The following is an 18,683-nucleotide window of genomic DNA, read 5'->3' as shown; positions in this document are numbered from 1 at the left end:
AAATGCCGTTATTTTTTAGATTCTTCCTTTGCTGTATCGCTGCTATCCTTAACCGAACTGTTTACGTCATCTTTTCCTTTGTCGATCTCTTTCTTGATATCGTCAGATGCCTTTCTAAATTCCTGAATGCCCTGACCTATTCCACGAGCCAGTTCCGGTATTCGTTTAGCACCAAAAAGAAGTAAAATTGCAAGGATAATTAATACCCATTCAAAACCGCCTATAGAACCCATATGGTATAAAACTTAGGTTTTTAAATTTGTCTGATTAGAGCCTGAAGATAAAAAATATTTACGTCCTATTTGTATCAGAAACCAAATTCTTTTCATTTGTCACTTATGCTTTAGATTAGGTCTCTGAACCGTCCTACAAACCAAATGTAAATACAGCCCCAATGATGAGACTGAATTTACAAACAGGCATTTAATCCCGTACTTATATAATTTTTAGACTTAGTCTGACTCTCCTCTCACGTATTGATCAAACCAATCCAGGTAGCGTTCAAAACGATCCTTTTGGAATGATGGATTTCGAATGCCATGATGCTCACCCGGATAAACAACCAATTGCGTTTCGATGCCAAGTCTTTTCATAGCCTGATACATCTGTTCTGAACTCAAAATCGGCACATTCCAGTCATCTGATCCCCCCATCCAGAGTGTGGGTGTTGTAACATTGGCTACGTCGTTAAAAGGAGAAATTCGCTCCCAATTCTCCGGTGTTTCCCAAGGTAAGCCCAACTCCAATTCCCAGTAAAGCTGGTAGTGATCGTGTCCGTAGAGAGATCTGTAAAGAGTTTCACTGGCACCGGAGATGGCTCCTTTAAATCGATCCGTTTGGGTAATTACATAATTGGTAAGAATTCCGCCATACGACCAGCCGCCAACTCCAAGCTGTTCAGGATCTGCAATGCCCCGATCAATCACATGATCTATACCGGCCATTACATCTTCAAAATCTTTATTTCCCCAATCGGCAAACAGTATTTCAGAAAATTCCTGTCCATAACCAGATGATCCCCGTGGATTAACCATAACAACCGCGTAACCTTTAGCCGCAAAAAGCTGGGGTTCAAAACGGTAGCTGTGTTCAAATTGTGCAACAGGCCCACCGTGAATCCATAACAGAGTTGGGTAGGTTTGCCCCTCTTCATATCCGATTGGCTTCACTAAAAAACCATGGATTTCAGTTCCATCTTCACTGTTAAAACGAATTTCTTCAACATCCGGGGATTCCAGTTCAGCCAGATAGTCTCTGTTTGCTTGGGTTAACTGTTTGAGTGAACCACTATCGTAGCTGTAAACTTCATGAGGTTCATTAAAACGACCTAAAAGGACTGTCGTTAGATTACCTTCCATATCAAAATCACGAACGCTTAAATCATCTGTAATTACGCGCTCAAAACCTGTTCCATTACTATTCACCGATACAAGCTGTCTTTCACCTGCATCTTCGAACAGAAACCAAATCTGATTACCATCATCAGAGAATTTTGGAGAACTTACATTTCTATCCAAATCTCTTGTTATGACTCTTTCCGGTCCGGTTCCATCTGCTTTCGTTATAGCGAGATGTGTCGTTGCATACCAAATTTTTTCAGGCTCTACACTTGTGGTATATACGATATCACGTCCATTAGGGCTCCAGGCCGGAGAAGAATCACTCCCCTCATTTTGGGTCACCTGAATTAATCCTCCTTCTTCTTCACCTTGATCAGCATCTACAACCCAAATGTTATTATTTTGATTACCATCAGGCTCTTCGGTCCTGTTACTTACAAATGCGATCTTTGAACCATCCGGGCTCCACGTTGGAGATGAATGATCGTAATCACCAAATGTGAGTTGAACAGCTGTGGTATCACCCGGCGTATATGTATAAATATGTACTCTTCTGCGATCTAAATAGCCTGCGTAATCTCTTTTAAATTGAAGACGATCAATTACATAAGGTTGCGGGTCTTCAGATTCATTCTCATCTTCATCACGTATCATTAAAAGCATTCGGGAACCATCCGGGCTCCATTCAAATCCATTTATTCCCTGTTCAATATCCGTAACCTGTTGAGCTTCTCCTCCACGCATGTCAAGCTTCCAGACCTGGCTCTTACTCTCATCCCGCGATGCAGAAAATGTCAGATATTTTCCATCAGGAGTCCACTGTGGATTTCCTGCAGAAGTACCTTTTGCAGTCATAGGAAGAGGGTCACCACCATCGGTCGATACCATCCAGATCCTTGTTTCGGATGATCCTTCATCAAAATCCGTTTCTGATACAGTATATGCGATCCATTTACCATCCGGGCTAATTACCGGACTGCCCACACTCTTTAAATTGAAATAGTCATCAATCTCAACGGGTCGTTTATCTGATTGAGCAAATGTGAGACTTACAAGAAATATGGAAATTAGAAAGGTGAGAAGTAATGAGCGTTGTTTTATCATCAGTAAATTTTTGGCTTAATTGTGAGTACCCTTAAGGTTACACAATGCTGATGAATTATGCTAAAGAATGGTAAGATCTGAACAGAGTAAAGGGTTTGCAGGAAAGTACATCACTGCGGTAAATCTTAACTCTGTTCAGTTAGAGATGCAGAATTATGGTCTAAGTCTGCCCAGCATTCTTGGAAACGGAATTGTTTCTCTAACATGAGAAAGTCCGCATATCCAGGCTACTGTTCGTTCTATTCCCAAACCAAAACCTGAATGTGGTACCGATCCATACTTACGAAGATCCAGATACCAGCTAAAAACCTCTTCCGGCAATCCATGTTCGGCAATACGTGCTTTTAAAACGTCTATACCCTCTTCTCGCTGACTCCCTCCTACTATTTCACCGTATCCTTCAGGAGCAAGAACATCGAGCGCCAAAGCCAGTTTATCGTCCTCAGGATCTCGCTTCATATAAAATGCTTTTACCTCTGCAGGATATCGGTGCACCAATATGGGCGTATCATACTGCATAGTAAGAATCGTTTCATCACTACCACCAAAATCATTGCCCCATTCAAAATTAGCAGCAGATTTTTTCCAAACCGGAATATTTCTTAGATCCTCTTCAACCTGATCAATTCTCAGGTGAATTTCTTTAATACGTTGATCGATTTGAGCTTTTCTCCACTTCTTGGCTGAACCATGCTCCTTTTTGATCTCATCGAGTTCCTTTTTGATTGAGCTTAACTCTTCATTTCGATCACTCTCCATGGTATCGAGTAACTCTTTCGTTTGATCGCTTTTCAGCTGCTCAACAGCCTCTGTGTAAGAAATACGCTTAAATGGTTCTGATGCAGCTTTTTTGAGAAACGTGGTATCACGCTCTAATATCTCAAGTTCACTTTCATGTTTATCCAGAACGCTTTTCACGATAAACCGAATAAAACTTTCAGCAAGATCCATATTCATATCCAGATCATAAAACGCCATTTCCGGTTCTACCATCCAGAATTCGGTCAGATGACGACGAGTCTTGCTTTTCTCTGCTCTAAACGTGGGACCAAACGTATAAATTTTTCCATGTGCCATCGCCATCGCTTCACCGTAGAGCTGGCCGGACTGTGTCAGATAAGCTTTCTCATCAAAGTAGTCCGTCTCAAAAAGTGTAGTTGTCCCTTCTGCAGCATTTCCGGTGAACACAGGAGCATCCGTTCTGACAAACCCTTCGTTCTGGAAAAACTGATGAATCGAAAATTGAATAGTATTTCGAATTTGCATTGCAGCCCATTGGCGCTGACTCCTCAACCAGAGATGGCGATTTTCCATTAAAAATTCTACGCCGTGATCTTTAGGTGTAATCGGATAATTCTCTGCTATTTGAATAATATTGACATCCGTTGCATGAATTTCGTAACCACCAACACTGCGATCATCCTTTACAACTTTACCGGTAATTTCTACAGAACTTTCCTGTTTCAGTTTTCCGGCTTCTTCGAAAATTTCCTCACCCACTTCATCCACCGAAACGATGCATTGACATAAACCGGAACCATCTCTTAACTCTATAAAATGTAATCCTTTACTGCTTCTGCTGTTATAAACCCAGCCTTTTAGAGTTACAATTTCATCCTGATGATCAGCTAATTGTTTGATATATGTCATGTCTGATGTGTAATTATTTAAACGTTTTAAAGAAATTTAGAACCCTAATTTTTTCAATCGATGAAATATCGGGATTATTTCATTAAACATTGAAATGGAAAAATCCCAATTATCCGAATAGATCATCCATGTGGCCACTCAATGCGGCAAGGCAGATTTCATACTATCACCGATTTTCCGGAGTCAACAATGCTTCAGAAAATTGATCTGCGTCAAAGAAATTCTGAGAAAAAGTCAAAAGATCACCGGCTGTAACAGAATCTATATTTTCAACCAGTTCATCCAGAGTTACAAAACGGTTAAAGTAGAGTTCGCTTTTTGCTAGTCGATTCATACGATTGCTCGTACTCTCTTGCGAAAGCAGCAGTTTACCTTTGAGCTGTGATTTTGCTTCACTCAACTCTTTCTCCCCTACCTTATCATTCTGAATAATTTCAAACTCTTTGGAAATTAAATCCCGGACATGAGATACGTAATTTTTATCCGTGCCGATATAAACTCCGAACATCCCGGTGTCTGTATAAGATTGGTTAAACGTACCGATTGCATAACAGTATCCATATTTTTCACGGATATTCTGATGCAGCCTGGAACTCATTCCCCCACCCAAAACTGTATTAGCCAGCAGCAGCAGGTATTTGTCTGGATGATCGTAGTTCAAGGCTCTTCGCCCCATTACCATATGAGTCTGTTCAATAACCCGGCTCTCTTCAATTTGAAACTTATCATATGAAGTGAGCGGTTGTTCTTCATCAACCGTTGGCTCTGAATTTTTCAATTCCAGTTTTTCCTGGATCAGTGAGATTACTTCATCGTGATCCACGTGACCGGCAACTGCAATCAACATATTATCCGGCCGATAGCGGTTATCCATGTAATCGAATAAATTTTGACGTGTAAATGATGAGACAGTCTCTTCGAAGCCAATGATGGGTCGCCCCACCTGATGATCCTTAAATACATTTCCGCTAAAGAGTTCAAAAATATAATCATCGGGACTATCTTTATACATTTTCATCTCTTCGAGAACAACTTTCTTCTCTTTTTGAAGCTCTTCTTCCGGAAACTGTGAGTTCTGAATCATATCACTCAATACATCCATCGCTTTATCAATCTGCGTATCAAGACATCGGGAGTAGTAACAGGTGTACTCCGTTGATGTGAATGCATTCAGATATCCACCAACTGACTCCATGCTCTGTGCGATATCATATGAGCTTCGTTTTTCAGTGCCTTTAAAAAGCATGTGCTCTAAAAAGTGCGTTACACCGGCCAGTTTGTCTGATTCATGTCTGCTGCCCGTTTTCACCCAAAATCCGGCCGTTATACTTTTCACACCCGGTATATTTTCTGTAACAATTTTCAATCCGTTTGAAAGGACCGTTTTTTTAACTTCGGTAATCGATTCAGTTGTCTGCATACAATAAAATTAAATCAAATGATTTTTTGAGATCTTGGATCTCAGGTATAAGTAAAACAAAAAAAGCGCCACCGGATTCCGATGGCGCTAATCTTTTTGAAGCCGATTTAAATTAGTTTTCTTCCGGCTTTGGAAGCAGAGCCTTTCTGGAAAGTCTTAGTTTTCCACCGTGCTCAACTTTCAGAAGTTTCACGTCAATTTCGTCACCTACAGAAATCACATCTTCCACTTTTTTAACGTGTCCGTGTTCCAGTTCAGAAATGTGTAGCAGACCTTCTTTTCCGGGTACAATCTCAACGAATGCTCCGTACTCTTTAATCGCCTTCACAGTTCCTTTGTAGGTCGCTCCTTCATCGAGTTCACCGGCAACGGCTTGAATACGTTTCTTGGCAGCTTCAGCCTTCTCAAGACTGTCTGCGCTAATTGTAATCTGACCTTTACCTTCTTCATCCTCTTCGATCCAGATCTCTGTATCTGTCTCTTTCTGGAGTGTTTGAATCACTTTACCGCCCGGCCCAATCACAGCGCCAATACTATCCCCGGAAATTGTCATGTTGACAAATTGTGGAGCGTACTCAGAGATATTCTCTTTAGGCTTGGAAATGGTTTCGGCCATCTTCTCAAGAATATGCATTCTACCTTTATGAGCTTGTTCAAGTGCTTCTTCAAGAACTTCAAAGCTGATTCCCTGAACTTTCATATCCATTTGAGTAGCTGTGATACCATCAGCGGTACCGGCAGTTTTGAAGTCCATGTCGCCCATGAAATCCTCTTCACCTTGAATATCAGAAAGAACAACTGATTTGTCTTCTCCAACAATCATTCCCATTGCAATACCCGCAACAGGTTTTGGCATTGGAACACCGGCATCCATCAGTGCCATGGAACCACCGCAAACGGAGGCCATAGAAGATGAGCCGTTAGATTCGGTAATGTCTGATCGTACACGAATTACGTAGCTGAAATCTTCAAACTTAGGAAGAACTTTTTTAAGCGCTCTTTCAGCCAAGTGACCGTGGCCAATTTCACGTCGGCCCGGACCTCTCATAAATCCTGCTTCACCTACACAGTATGGAGGGAAGTTGTAGTGAAGCATAAACTTCTTGTCTTCCTCGTAGTAAAGTGTGTCAACACTCTGAGCATCTCGCTTTGTACCCAAAGCTACAGAGACAAGTGCCTGAGTTTCTCCACGGCTAAAAATTGCAGAACCGTGTGCTCTTGGCAGATATCCAACCTGTGTCCAGATATCTCGAATGTCTTCCGGTGAACGTCCGTCAATTCGTTTTCTATTTTCAAGAATATTATTACGAAGCGCATCTTTTACCATGTCTCCATAAATGGAAGAAATATCGCTGCCCGCTTCTTCATATCCTTCTTCGGCAGTAATAGCTTCTTTCACTTCAGATTTTAACTCACTGACTTTGCCATTAAAATCTTCTTTGCCAAGTCCAATGCTTACAATTTCATTCAATCGGTTTCCGACCTTCTCAGCAACTTTAGCTTTCAGATCCTCATCCTCTTCTTCAGGAGTAAATTCACGCTTTTCAACGCCAAATTCATTTCTCAGTTCTTCCTGAAATTCACAGAGCTTAATAATAGATTTGTGACCTTCTTTAATAGCGCTCAGCATCTCTTTTTCGCTGATCTCACCCATTTCGCCTTCAATCATAATCACGCTCTCGGCAGTACCGGCAACGATCATGTCAATGTCGCTTTTTTCAAGCTCATCAATAGTTGGATTGATGATGAATTCACCATCAATACGTCCAACTTTTACCTGAGCCATCGGACCGTCGAATGGAATATCAGAAATGTGTGTCGCAGCAGAAGCACCAAAAGCTCCTAATACATCAGCTTCGTTTTGTCCATCAGATGAAAATACCTGGCAGATATACTGTGTATCGTTATAATAACCTTTAGGGAATAGCGGACGTAAACTTCTGTCAATTAAACGGCTGGCTAATGTTTCACCATCGGAAGGACGGCCTTCTCTTTTCATAAATCCACCGGGAAATTTACCGGCAGCAGTGAAACTCTCTCTTAAATCTACAACCATTGGGAAAAAATCCTGTCCCGGTTTAGCTTCTTTTGCGCTAACAACCGTACAAAGTACCATTGTGTCGCCCATTCTTACCATTACTGCACCATCCGCTAATTTGGCTAAACGACCGGTTTCTACCGAAATCGTTTTACCGGGTGCAAACTCTACGCTTTTAAAATCTTCTTTCATAATATCTATCTGTATCTATTTTTCTTTCGTCGACTATCCTTTTAGTAAAGCAATTCAAACAAATATCATCGTTTAAATTTTCGACCATATTTGAGGATATAAAAAAGGCACGTAATGATTTACGCGCCTTTGAGAAATGCTTATTTACGAATACCCAGTTCTTGGATAAGCTCTCGGTATTTTACAATATCGTTATTTTTAAGATAGTTGAGAAGCCTTCTTCTTTTACCAACCATCTTCAATAGACCACGTCTTGAAGAGTGATCTTTCTTATTTTCACTCAGGTGACCGGTCAGATCATTAATACGAGCGGTTAGTATAGCTATTTGGGCTTCTACTGAACCACTGTTTTCGGCGTCACCGCCATGCTTTTCAATAATATCTGCTTTTTGTTCTTTTGTTATACTCATCTGTTGTTTATGAAGGTTCTATTAAACTCTTATAGCTTGTTAAAATAAGCTTATTTAAATTGTTTTGCAATATCCGGAGAGTGGTTCTTTAGGTTCATTCGTGCATTGGTCTCATCACTTCGCAGCTGGGCTTTAAGTTGCTCTACTCCCTTAAAACTACGTTCATCCCGTATTCTGTCTACAAATTGAATTTGGACTTCTTTTCCATAGATGTTTTTATCAAAATCAAAGATGTTCACTTCAAGTGTTTCCTGTTCGCCCTCAAAAGTTGGACGAACCCCGATATTCATCATCCCTCCGTGATACTTTCCATCAACTCTTAGCCAAACAGCATAAACGCCCCTTTTCGGAACGATCTTTTTGGTATTCTGTGGCTGAATATTAGCCGTTGGATATCCAATCTGTTTACCTCGTTTATCACCATGAACCACCGTTCCATTCAGAATATAGTAGCGCTCCAAAAATGAGGCAGCAAGCAGCATATCCCCCTCTTTCTGAATGGCATTCCTAATCGCGGTGCTGCTCACGGTTTTATCGCCTACTTCCTGTTTAGAAACCACGCTCGATTTAAAACCAAGTTCTTCCCCAAGACGCTGAACCGTTTCAATCGTCCCTTCACGATTCCTGCCGAAATGGTGGTCATACCCAATAACAAACTCTTTAACACCTATTTTTTCCCAGACAATATCTCTGACGAACTGCTCTGAAGTTAACAGAGAGAAATCCCTGTCGAACGGAATTACAACCATCTCATCTACTTCAAGATCAGCGAGAAGCTCACTGCGTTCCTCCAATGTACTCAGCAACCGAATTCCATCACTTCCGGGATTGATTATATCTCTTGGATGCGGGTCAAATGTAACAATTACACTTCTGGCATTTCTCTCTTTAGCAGACGAAATCACAGAGTTGATCAAAACTTTATGACCTGCATGCACGCCGTCAAAAGTGCCTACAGTTAGAACTGTGTTTAAATCTCTTTCTACATTTTTTAAAAATACGATGTCTGCCATGGTAAATTCTGATTTATTAAGTAGAAACTCCGATAATATTAGATGTTAAATCTCAGTTTTGGAAGTTTGCTGCTCAAGATTTCGGTGATACTGAATTTATAAATGTATCAAACTGATCTGTCGTCATTGCATCTTCAACATCAAAATGGCCTATTTTTGTTCTCCTTAGACCAGACATATATGCACGGCTATCCAAAGCTAATCCCAAATCATGTGCAAGTGATCGAATGTAAGTTCCTTTTCCGCATCGAATACGCAGTTTGATGTCCGGTAAATTTACGCTGAGTAGTTCAGTTTCGTAAATTTGTACCGGTCGGGCAGCAATTTCTACAGTCTCACCTCGTCGCGCTTTTTTATAAAGTCGTTCCCCTTTAATACTGATAGCGGAATAGATCGGTGGTTTTTGAAGTATCTCACCTGAAAAATTATTATCCAATTTCTGTTCGATCATTTCTTTTGTGATATGATCCCACTCCGCCGTTTCATCCGGTTCTAAAGCAGAATCGTAAGAAGGTGTGGAAGCACCGAACCGAACAGTAGCTATATACTCTTTCGGAAGATTTTGTATCTGTTCGATGGATTTTGTCGCTTTACCTGTGCAAAGCACTAATAAACCGGTAGCCAGCGGATCTAAAGTACCGGCATGACCAACTTTTTTCGGAGGTATCCGATAACGTACATACTTAACCAATTGGAAACTGCTCCACTCCATTGGTTTATCCATTAGTACTACGGCACCGGTGGAAAATTGATCGGCTTGAAAGGAATCAGAATCTGTGTTCTGATTGACGATAGGAAGGTCGGAAAGAGGAATGGCTTTTTTTGCCATTATTCGTCTTTATCTCCGGAGTTTTGTTTCCGTTGTTTACGCACCTTTTCAAACAGATTCTCAATCTTATTTACATATTCGGCTGTATCATCTTCATAGAAAAGAAGTTCAGGAATCCGTCGTACCTGATTTTTTATTTTTGAAGCAAGTTCGTAGCGAATTTGATCCTGGTGATCATCGATGTATTTATAGACTTCCTGAACATCTTTGTTCGGAGAAAAAACACTTAAATACACCTTCGCAATCGAAAGATCATCAGTCATTCTTACCTGTGTCACGGTAATAAATGTACCGGAAGGCTGATAATTTCTCTGTAAAAGCTGTCCCAAATCTTTTTTGATTACGGAACTGAGTCTCTCTGTTCGGATACTCATAATATATTGCTTGAAAAGCTAAATTTAGATTATGAAGGGTGCTTTTACATCAGCACCCTTTTCACTGTGATTTGATGAAGAGTTGAAATCAATCAAATGGGAATGTGCAATTATCTTGCATCATCCAGACTTCGTTTCTCTTCGACAATCTCATAACTTTCAAATTCATCTCCCACTTTCAAGTCGTTGAAGTTCTTAATACTCACACCGCACTCATAGCCGGCCTGAACTTCCTTCACATCATCCTTGAAACGTTTTAGTGAATCTACTTCTCCGTCGTAAATGACAACACCATCACGAATGACCCGGATTGGGTTATTACGATTAAGTTTTCCTTCTGTAACATAACATCCGGCGATTGTACCTACTTTGGATACTTTGAATACTTCACGTACGGTAACCATCGCTTTCATTTGTTCTGAAATCTCAGGACTCAACATGCCTTCAAGTGCATCGTGTACTTCATCAACTGCATCGTAGATAACGCTGAACAGTCGAATATCGATACTTTCGGTTTCGGCAAGTTTACGTGCACCGGCAGTAGGTCGAACCTGGAAACCGATAATGATACCGTCAGATGCGGAAGCAAGAAGTACATCAGATTCTGTAATGGCTCCCGATCCCGTATGAATAATGTTTACAGAAACCTCTTCGGTACTTAATTTCTGAAGAGCTCCGGATAGAGCTTCAATGGAGCCGTCTACATCAGCCTTGATAATGATATTCAATTCTGATACTTCACCAAGCGCCATTCTTCTGGAAAGATCATCAAGAGTCATATGTTTAACACGCCGCAGTGACTGCTCTCTTCGAATCTGTTGACGCTGATTTGCAACTTCTTTTGCGGTCTTCTCATCTTTTGGAACAATCAGTCGATCACCTGCCTGAGGTGTCCCGTCAAAACCGATAAGCTGTACCGGTGTTGATGGTCCGGCATCCTGCAGTCGGGTTCCATGCTCATTTTCCATTGCACGAACACGGCCAAATACCGGTCCGGCTACAAACGGATCACCTACTTTCAGTGTCCCGTTCTGAACCAAAATGTTTGCAACTGTACCTTTACCTTTATCAATTCTCGACTCAAGAACAATACCTTGAGCAAGTCGGTTTGGATTGGCTTTCAATTCAAGCAGTTCAGCTTCAATCAATACTTTTTCGAGTAGATCATCAATTCCGTCGCCGGTTTCTGCAGATACCAGCGCCACCTGATTTGTACCACCATACTCCTCTACAATGACTCCATGTTCGGAGAGCTGCTGTTTGATTTTATCAGGGTTGGCTTCCGGCTTATCCATTTTATTGATAGCAACTACAATTGATACACCGGCTGCTTTGGCGTGATTAATCGCCTCAATCGTTTGAGGCATCACGGCATCATCAGCAGCAACAACCAGAATTACAATATCTGTGGCTTGTGCACCACGGCTACGCATAGCGGTAAACGCTTCGTGTCCCGGAGTATCCAGGAAGGTGATCTTCTTGTCGTCGTCTGTAACAACTTCATACGCGCCAACGTGCTGAGTAATACCACCAGCTTCACCTGCAGCTACCTTCGCTTTTCGAATGTAGTCAAGAAGTGAAGTTTTACCGTGATCAACGTGACCCATTACGGTAATAATCGGAGCACGCGGCTCTAGATCTTCAGGTTTATCTTCTTCCACCTCAATCTCTTCTTCAATCATCTCTTCTGCGTCTACGAACTCCACATCGAAGTCATATTCTGCTGCAACTAACTCAATTGTAGATGCATCCAGACGCTGATTGATTGAAACCATCATACCGAGATTCATACATGTAGTAATTACATCGGTTGGTTTAACCTCAAGTTCTTCCGCAAGATCACTTACGGTGATAAATTCTGCCACCTCAAGAATTTGTTCTTCGAGCTGCTCCATTTCCTCCTGCATGGCGCGCTCTTCCTCTCTCTCCTCTTTACGCTGCCTTCTGCGTTTCGACCGCTTGCTGCCAACTGTGCCGCTACTCTGCATTTTCTGCATCGTTTCGCGCATCTTCTTCTCTACATCTTCCTCATCAACTTTTGAGCGACGGCCTTTCTTTTTACTCTTCTTCGATTTCTTAGACGATTTATCCTCCTTGGGTGGTTTGGACTGCTTTTTAGCATCCGAAGTCTCATCATCTTTGCGATCTTTCTTGCGTTTTCTGGTCTTACGCTTCTTGCGTGGTTCTTTAGAAAACTCAACTTTCCCAACTACTTTTGTACCTGTAAGCTTTTTGTTTGAGCGTCCCCGAATAATCTCTTCTTCATCATCTTCATCGGAATCTTCTTCCTCCTCAGAGTCAGAGTCATCATCGTCTTCTTCATCTTCAATATCTTCTACTTCTGTGTCGTCCTCGTCTTCCTCCTCCTCATCATCTTCATCGTAATCCTCTTCTTCATCTTCCTCATCTTCTTCATCAGATTCAGGCTCAGGTTCTTCCTTTTTCGGTGCCTCCTTCTTCACTTCCTCAGGTTTAACCTTTTCCTCTTCATCATCTGATTCTTCAGTTTCCTGATCTGAAGATTTCACTTCAATTTCTTTTTCTTTTTCCTCATCGGATACTTCCTCAGAAGCCGCCTCAGGTTCTTCTTCTTTCTCTTCTTTTACTTCAGGTTCTTCCTGAGGCTCAAGAGTAGGCTCTTTTGAGGATTCAGCCTTTTTCTCTTCTTTAGGTTTTTCTTCCTTCTTCTCTTCTTTAGCCTCCTCTTTTTCATCAATCGGCTCTAAAAAGTTGTCAATTGAAACGCTTTCGTTTCGGCTCGATAAAATTTGATTCCGACGACTTTCGTATTCTTCTCTGGCTCTTTCATGTTCTCGGCTCTTTGCTTTGTCATCGCCGTATACTCCATCAAGCACCTCGTACATTTCGGGTGTGATTTTTGAATTTGGCCGATTAGCGACATCAAAACCGTTGTCACTCAATGTATCCACGATAGATTGAGTGGCAACGTTAAATTCTGATGCTACTTTAAAGAGCTTTTTCGGTTTTTGGTCCGTCATATATGTCTGTTTGCGTCGGTTTGTCAAATTATAAACTAAAAAAGAAACTAGAGTCGAAAGGTACGATCAATCTTCCTCGTCCTCAAATTCATAAGCAATGATATCGATGATTTTTTCTGCTTCCTCTTTGGTAATTTTACCTTCGGTTCGGCGAACTATCTCATCTTCATCCAGCTCTAGTACTGCACGTGCGCTGTCGCATCCAATTTCGAAAAGCATATCAATCGTCTCTTTTCCAAAATCGACTTCAAATTCAGCCAGATCGATATCATCTTCCTCTTCTACTTCCCTGTATACGTCGATTTCGCATCCAACAAGTTTTGAGGCAAGGCGGATATTCACACCTCCTTTACCAATCGCTTTGGAAACTTCGTCAGCTGGCACAAGTACATTTGCTTGCTTCCCATCTTCACTGATTTCCACTTTTGCAACTCTTGCAGGCTGAAGCGCACGTTTGATAAATTCAATCTTGTCATCACTATAATTGATGACGTCAATATTTTCGTTTTGAAGCTCTCGTACTATTGCATGAATACGAATCCCTTTCATACCCACACAGGCTCCTACCGGATCAACACGCTCATCATAAGATACCACAGCCACTTTGGAACGATCACCCGGTTCGCGTGCAATTCTTTTCAACTCAATAATTCCATCAAATACTTCCGGAATCTCATTTTCAAATAACCTTTCCAGGAACAGAGGAGATGTTCTTGAAATAATTACCGTTGGATTTCCACCGATACGTTTTACTTCAGAAACAACCGCTCTGATCGTATCACCTTTACGGTATCGATCTTTGTAAATCTGTTCGTTTTTAGGAAGGAGTAACTCTACTCCGTTGTGATTTACCAGAATATCTTTATTGTGTCGCACCTGATATACATCACCCAATACAATTTCTCCAATACGATCGGAATACTCTTCAAATACATTATCTTTCTCAATTTCACGAATCCGCTGTGCCAACTGCTGACGCGCCATTGAAACTGCACGGCGTCCAAAATCAGTAATAGATATTTCCTGAGCATACTCGTCATATAGTTCGAGATCCGGATCATGCTTTTGAGCCTCTTCCAGGGTAATTTCAGTCACAGGGTCAGTCAGTTCATCTGCCGGAACTACTTCACGAATATGGAGAATCTGAATTTCTCCCCGGTCTGCATTCAAAATTACTTCAAACGATTCATCTGATTCATATTTTTTACGAATCATCGTACGAAATACATCTTCAAGTATAGAAAGAAGCAGATCTTTATCTATGCCTTTATCTTTTGCAATTTCTGCAAACGACTGGATTATTTGCTTTGAAATTTCGTTTTGCATCTGGAAATAGTTTTAAGTTCGTTGCCGGCTAAATTTTCGGTACTATTTTAGTTTCTACAATATTATCAAACGGAATAACAACCAGTTTATCGTCCTCTGGTTTAACTTCAATTTGTGAATCGTTTACACTTTGAAGTACGCCTTCTACGGTTAAATACTCTTCATCTGATTTATATTTAACTTTTATGGTCCTGCCTTCATTTTTTGGATACTGGCGCTGGTCACTCAGTGGCCTGCTCAATCCGGGTGATGAAACATTCAGCCTGTAAGCTTTATTGAAAATATCCTTCTCTTCAAGTATAAAACTCAATTCCCGGCTAACTCGTGCACAAGCGTCCAAATCAACACCACCCTTTTCAGAATCTGCCAAAACCCACACTTCTTGTACTTTAGCATTCTTAACCTCAACATCAACAAGAAACATATCTTCCTGCTCCACAATGGGTTTCGCCAATTCCTTTATGGTATTTATAGTCGTGCTGTTCATAAAAAGCTTAAATCTGAGTACAAAAAAAAGTGAGGGCCTTCTGGCGCTCACTTTTCAGATCTGAAAATTAACCTTAATTGTTGAAAAAACCAACTAATAAAACTTGAGAATTCACCTCTTAAGATGTACTATTCAGAGCTTTATGAACATCAAAAATAAAATATATATGCTTCGATACAGCCTACTGATACTGTCCCTTTTAGTTGCAGCTTGTAATGGCAAAGGAAATGAACAATCAGAACAATCGGAATCTCGACAGTTGGATTATACTGCTACGGTTACTTTTCTGGATTCATCCGAACAGGAAATTGTAACTGTCCGGTCTGCCATTGCAGATGATGATAATAGCAGAAGCGAAGGATTAATGAATGTTCAAAACATGCCTGAAGATGCAGGAATGCTTTTTATTTTTGATGATGAAACGCCGCGAAGTTTCTGGATGGCAAATACCCCTCTCTCTCTGGATATTCTCTTCGTAAATTCAGAAATGGAAATAGTTCGAATACATCGTAATACATCACCATATTCCCACGAAAATATCGTCTCAGAAACACCGGCTAAGTATGTCGTAGAAGTCAATGCCGGATTCACACTGAACCACGATATCCGTGAAGGAATGATGATTGAATATTCTCTTGATAGTCCTCAATAAGATAGCATGGAATTAAGGTATCTAAACTGACTCTTTATTTTCGTGTTGATCGAGAAGTTCTTTCACTTTTTTCACATTGTCGGGAGAACCGATGTAGATCGGAATTCTCTGATGTATGGATGTCGGTTGCTTCTCCATTATTCGTTTTTTTCCATCAATTGCCATACCCCCTGCCTGTTCAATAATAAAACTCAGCGGATTACACTCATACATCAACCTTAACTTTCCGTTTGGATAACGAGTGCTTGCCGGATAGATAAAAATTCCGCCTTTGATCAGAGTTCTGTGCAAGTCAGCCACCATAGATCCGATATATCGAGCTGTATAAGGCCGATTCGTTTCTTCATCCTCAACCTGACAATACTTGATATACTTTTTTAACCCGTCGGCCCAGGAATTATAACTCCCCTCATTAATACTGTATATATTACCGCATTCCGGAATTTTAAAATCATCTTCGGAGAGAATAAATTCACCAATACTTGGATCGAGCGTAAAAGAGCTTACTCCCAAGCCAGTGGTATAAACCATTATAGTGCTCGATCCGTACAAAACGTACCCGGCTGCTACCTGTCGTATTCCGGGTTGTAATGCGTCATCTTCTACGAGTTTTTTATCAAATCGGGGCTGACGCATGTAGATTGAAAAAATACTCCCAATCGAAACATTTACGTCGATATTTGAGGATCCGTCTAAAGGATCCATATAGACAATATATTTGCCGCCTTCACTATTTAATCGAACGATCCCGTCATTTTCTTCCGATATTACCATACAGGTAATCATAGACCTGTCAAGCGCGGAAATAAGCTGCTGATCAGCAAATAAGTCTAATCGTTTTACAGATTCACCGTGCACATTTGTAGACCCGTCCACTCCGAGTAAATTAGTAATCCCGGCTTTGTTTACTTCCCGGGATATGATTTTAGCTGCAAGGCCAATATCCCTCAAAAGCTGAGAAAGTTCTCCTGTGGCCCCGGGGAATTTATTTTGTGCCTGAATGATATACTCATCCAGTGTAACCAGTTTCCTGGATTTAGCGGTAGACGTAGATTCCATAGCAACAACACTCAATTTTGCACTTTCCCTAAAAGTATCTTAGAAGTTGTGCGAATTACACATTATCCCGATAGTCTTCCAATACTTTTAAATAAAGCTCTTTTGATTTTAATTTAAACTCTTTAAGCGTACCATCATTTGTGATGATATAATCGGCATAACTTTTTAATTTTTCAAAGTCAGGTTGCTTATTCATTCTCTCCAAAACATCTTTTTTTTCAACGCTGTCTCTTTTCTTAACCCGATTAATCTGTTCTTCCTTCGGTGACAGTACCAAAATCACAACGTCCAAATCTTTAGGTCGCCCTTCATTGAGTAACAAAGCCGCCTCTTTAACCAAGACTTTTGTTTCAGTTTTCTCAGTTTGAATACGGATCTCTTGAAATTTCCGTGCTACAGCCGGATGAACCACACTGTTCAACTCCTCTACCCTTCCTTTTTGAAAAGCTTCGTTAATCAGATGAGTTTTATTGAGAGAACCATCATTTTTATAAGTATCCTTGCCAAAAATCTCTTTTAGTTTGGCAACTACCTCTTCATCCTCAACCATCAACTGTTTGGCCAGATCATCAGCATATATCACCTTTGCGCCAAGTGATTCCCACACCTTGCATAGTGTACTCTTTCCTGAACCTATGCCTCCGGTTACCCCGGCTACAATCATGCCGCTTCCCCAATGTTGGTGGCCAACAGATATGCTTTCATAAACTCATCCAGATCTCCATCCATCACCCCTTGCACGTCACCGGTTTCATAATTCGTACGGTGATCTTTTACCATGTTATATGGGTGAAATACATATGAACGGATTTGAGAACCCCATTCATTACTGCTTTTGGAGTCTTCCAGTTTTTGCTTCTCCTTCTCCTTAATCTGTTTTTCGAGCTCATACACCTTAGATTTTAGCATAACCAATGCTTTTTCACGGTTTTGAAGCTGTGAACGTTCCTGCTGGCACTCCGCAACAACCCTCTCTTCTGACCCGTCACTGAGTTTTCCGGTCCAAACCAATCGAACTCCGGTTTCCACTTTATTCACATTCTGACCACCCGCACCACTTGCGTGAAAGCGTTGCAGTTCAATGTCAGAGTCGTTCAGATTTACTTCAATCGTATCATCTATGATAGGCGACACAAAAACTGAACTGAATGATGTATGCCGGCGGGAATTACTGTCGAAAGGAGAAATACGTACCAATCGGTGTGTGCCGCTTTCGGATTTAAGATATCCGTAAGCATTGGGTCCGGAAACTTCAATCGTAGCACTTTTTAATCCGGCTACATCACCATCCTGGTATTCAACAACAGAAACTTTATAGCCTTTGCTTTCTGCCCAGCGGGTGTACATTCTAAATAGCATCTGAGCCCAGTCCTGGCTTTCTGTACCCCCGGCTCCCGGATTGAATGTCATAATTGCATTACGATGATCATCCTCACCGCTGAGCATATTTTGAAGCTCCAGATCTTCAAGTTTTTTACGGAACGTTTCTACCTCGGCCCGAAGATCATCCTGAACATCTTCGCCCTCATCTAGAAATTGGAGAAAAACACGAATACTTTCACGGAGTTCATCCAGTTCGTCCCACTTTTCTACAAGACTTTTTTCCCTGTCCAGCTCCTGCATAATCTGCTGAGCTTTATCGGGATCATTCCAGAATTCAGGATCCTGGGTTTGTTCTTGCAGCTCTATTACCCGAACTTTTCGTTTATCGTAGTCAAAGGTACCCCCTGAGCGTATCGAGCCGCTCAAATAGGGAATTCAATTTATCTAACTGGATGTTCTCCATTACT

At 41.1% G+C, this 18,683-nt stretch carries 16 protein-coding genes; 1 reads left to right on the top strand and 15 read right to left on the bottom strand.

The genetic code is table 11. From position 1 onward, the window contains the following. Positions 1-8 precede the first annotated feature (8 nt). The 12 genes from CWD77_RS02770 to CWD77_RS02715 all read right to left on the bottom strand — a co-directional run bounded on the left by CWD77_RS02770 (position 9) and on the right by CWD77_RS02715 (position 15,182). Positions 9-233, bottom strand: a complete 225-nt coding sequence (locus tag CWD77_RS02770; protein ID WP_101071699.1) for a Sec-independent protein translocase subunit TatA/TatB — start codon at positions 231-233, stop codon at positions 9-11. Positions 234-452: 219 nt separating this feature from the next. Beyond that, the gene (locus CWD77_RS02765) at positions 453-2,444 is read right to left on the bottom strand and encodes an alpha/beta hydrolase family protein (protein WP_101071698.1); all 1,992 of its coding nucleotides are present in this window, start codon (positions 2,442-2,444) and stop codon (positions 453-455) included. A gap of 153 nt (positions 2,445-2,597) precedes the next feature. After that, positions 2,598-4,094 carry an asparagine--tRNA ligase gene (locus tag CWD77_RS02760; protein WP_101071697.1) on the bottom strand — a complete coding sequence of 499 codons (1,497 nt, stop codon included), beginning with the start codon at positions 4,092-4,094 and terminating at the stop codon, positions 2,598-2,600. A gap of 166 nt (positions 4,095-4,260) precedes the next feature. Further along, positions 4,261-5,514, bottom strand: a complete 1,254-nt coding sequence (locus CWD77_RS02755) for a M16 family metallopeptidase (RefSeq protein WP_101071696.1) — start codon at positions 5,512-5,514, stop codon at positions 4,261-4,263. 112 nt (positions 5,515-5,626) lie between these two features. After that, positions 5,627-7,747, bottom strand: a complete 2,121-nt coding sequence (gene pnp, locus CWD77_RS02750; protein ID WP_420821210.1) for a polyribonucleotide nucleotidyltransferase — start codon at positions 7,745-7,747, stop codon at positions 5,627-5,629. Between the two features lie 137 nt (positions 7,748-7,884). Beyond that, positions 7,885-8,154, bottom strand: coding sequence for a 30S ribosomal protein S15 (gene rpsO / locus CWD77_RS02745; protein ID WP_101071694.1), 270 nt, complete (start codon positions 8,152-8,154; stop codon positions 7,885-7,887). Between the two features lie 50 nt (positions 8,155-8,204). Next, positions 8,205-9,167 carry a bifunctional riboflavin kinase/FAD synthetase gene (locus tag CWD77_RS02740; RefSeq protein WP_101071693.1) on the bottom strand — a complete coding sequence of 321 codons (963 nt, stop codon included), beginning with the start codon at positions 9,165-9,167 and terminating at the stop codon, positions 8,205-8,207. 73 nt (positions 9,168-9,240) lie between these two features. After that, complete coding sequence (truB, locus tag CWD77_RS02735; RefSeq protein WP_101071692.1) at positions 9,241-9,996, bottom strand: tRNA pseudouridine(55) synthase TruB; 756 nt, start codon at positions 9,994-9,996, stop codon at positions 9,241-9,243. Continuing rightward, the gene (gene rbfA / locus CWD77_RS02730; protein ID WP_101071691.1) at positions 9,996-10,370 is read right to left on the bottom strand and encodes a 30S ribosome-binding factor RbfA; all 375 of its coding nucleotides are present in this window, start codon (positions 10,368-10,370) and stop codon (positions 9,996-9,998) included. The genes truB and rbfA overlap by 1 nt, the downstream gene beginning before the upstream one ends. Before the next feature lie 110 nt (positions 10,371-10,480). Beyond that, positions 10,481-13,369 carry a translation initiation factor IF-2 gene (gene infB, locus CWD77_RS02725; protein WP_101071690.1) on the bottom strand — a complete coding sequence of 963 codons (2,889 nt, stop codon included), beginning with the start codon at positions 13,367-13,369 and terminating at the stop codon, positions 10,481-10,483. Positions 13,370-13,435: 66 nt separating this feature from the next. Beyond that, positions 13,436-14,695, bottom strand: a complete 1,260-nt coding sequence (nusA, locus tag CWD77_RS02720; protein WP_101071689.1) for a transcription termination factor NusA — start codon at positions 14,693-14,695, stop codon at positions 13,436-13,438. A 28-nt stretch (positions 14,696-14,723) separates the two neighbouring features. Beyond that, the gene (locus CWD77_RS02715) at positions 14,724-15,182 is read right to left on the bottom strand and encodes a ribosome maturation factor RimP (RefSeq protein ID WP_101072918.1); all 459 of its coding nucleotides are present in this window, start codon (positions 15,180-15,182) and stop codon (positions 14,724-14,726) included. 142 nt (positions 15,183-15,324) lie between these two features. On the opposite strand from CWD77_RS02715, the gene CWD77_RS02710 reads away from it, so the two are divergent. Further along, complete coding sequence (locus CWD77_RS02710) at positions 15,325-15,834, top strand: DUF192 domain-containing protein (RefSeq protein WP_101071688.1); 510 nt, start codon at positions 15,325-15,327, stop codon at positions 15,832-15,834. Positions 15,835-15,855: 21 nt separating this feature from the next. On the opposite strand, the gene fbp is transcribed toward CWD77_RS02710, so the two are convergent. The 3 genes from fbp to prfB form a co-directional block, all read right to left on the bottom strand. Continuing rightward, positions 15,856-16,893 (bottom strand): class 1 fructose-bisphosphatase, encoded by a 1,038-nt coding sequence (gene fbp / locus CWD77_RS02705; protein ID WP_101071687.1) that lies wholly within the window; start codon positions 16,891-16,893, stop codon positions 15,856-15,858. A 55-nt stretch (positions 16,894-16,948) separates the two neighbouring features. Continuing rightward, positions 16,949-17,557: a dephospho-CoA kinase gene (coaE, locus tag CWD77_RS02700; RefSeq protein ID WP_101071686.1), complete on the bottom strand. Its 609-nt coding sequence runs from the start codon at positions 17,555-17,557 to the stop codon at positions 16,949-16,951. Beyond that, a protein-coding gene (gene prfB, locus CWD77_RS02695; RefSeq protein ID WP_108722887.1) for a peptide chain release factor 2 occupies positions 17,554-18,679 on the bottom strand; the annotation gives its coding sequence in 2 pieces (ribosomal slippage) (positions 17,554-18,609 and positions 18,611-18,679; 1,125 coding nt in all). The genes coaE and prfB overlap by 4 nt, the downstream gene beginning before the upstream one ends. Between the last annotated feature and the right edge of the window lie 4 nt (positions 18,680-18,683).

The sequence above is a fragment of the Rhodohalobacter barkolensis genome (assembly GCF_002834295.1).
Classification (GTDB): domain Bacteria; phylum Bacteroidota; class Rhodothermia; order Balneolales; family Balneolaceae; genus Rhodohalobacter; species Rhodohalobacter barkolensis.
This window is presented reverse-complemented; position numbering and strand designations above follow the sequence as displayed.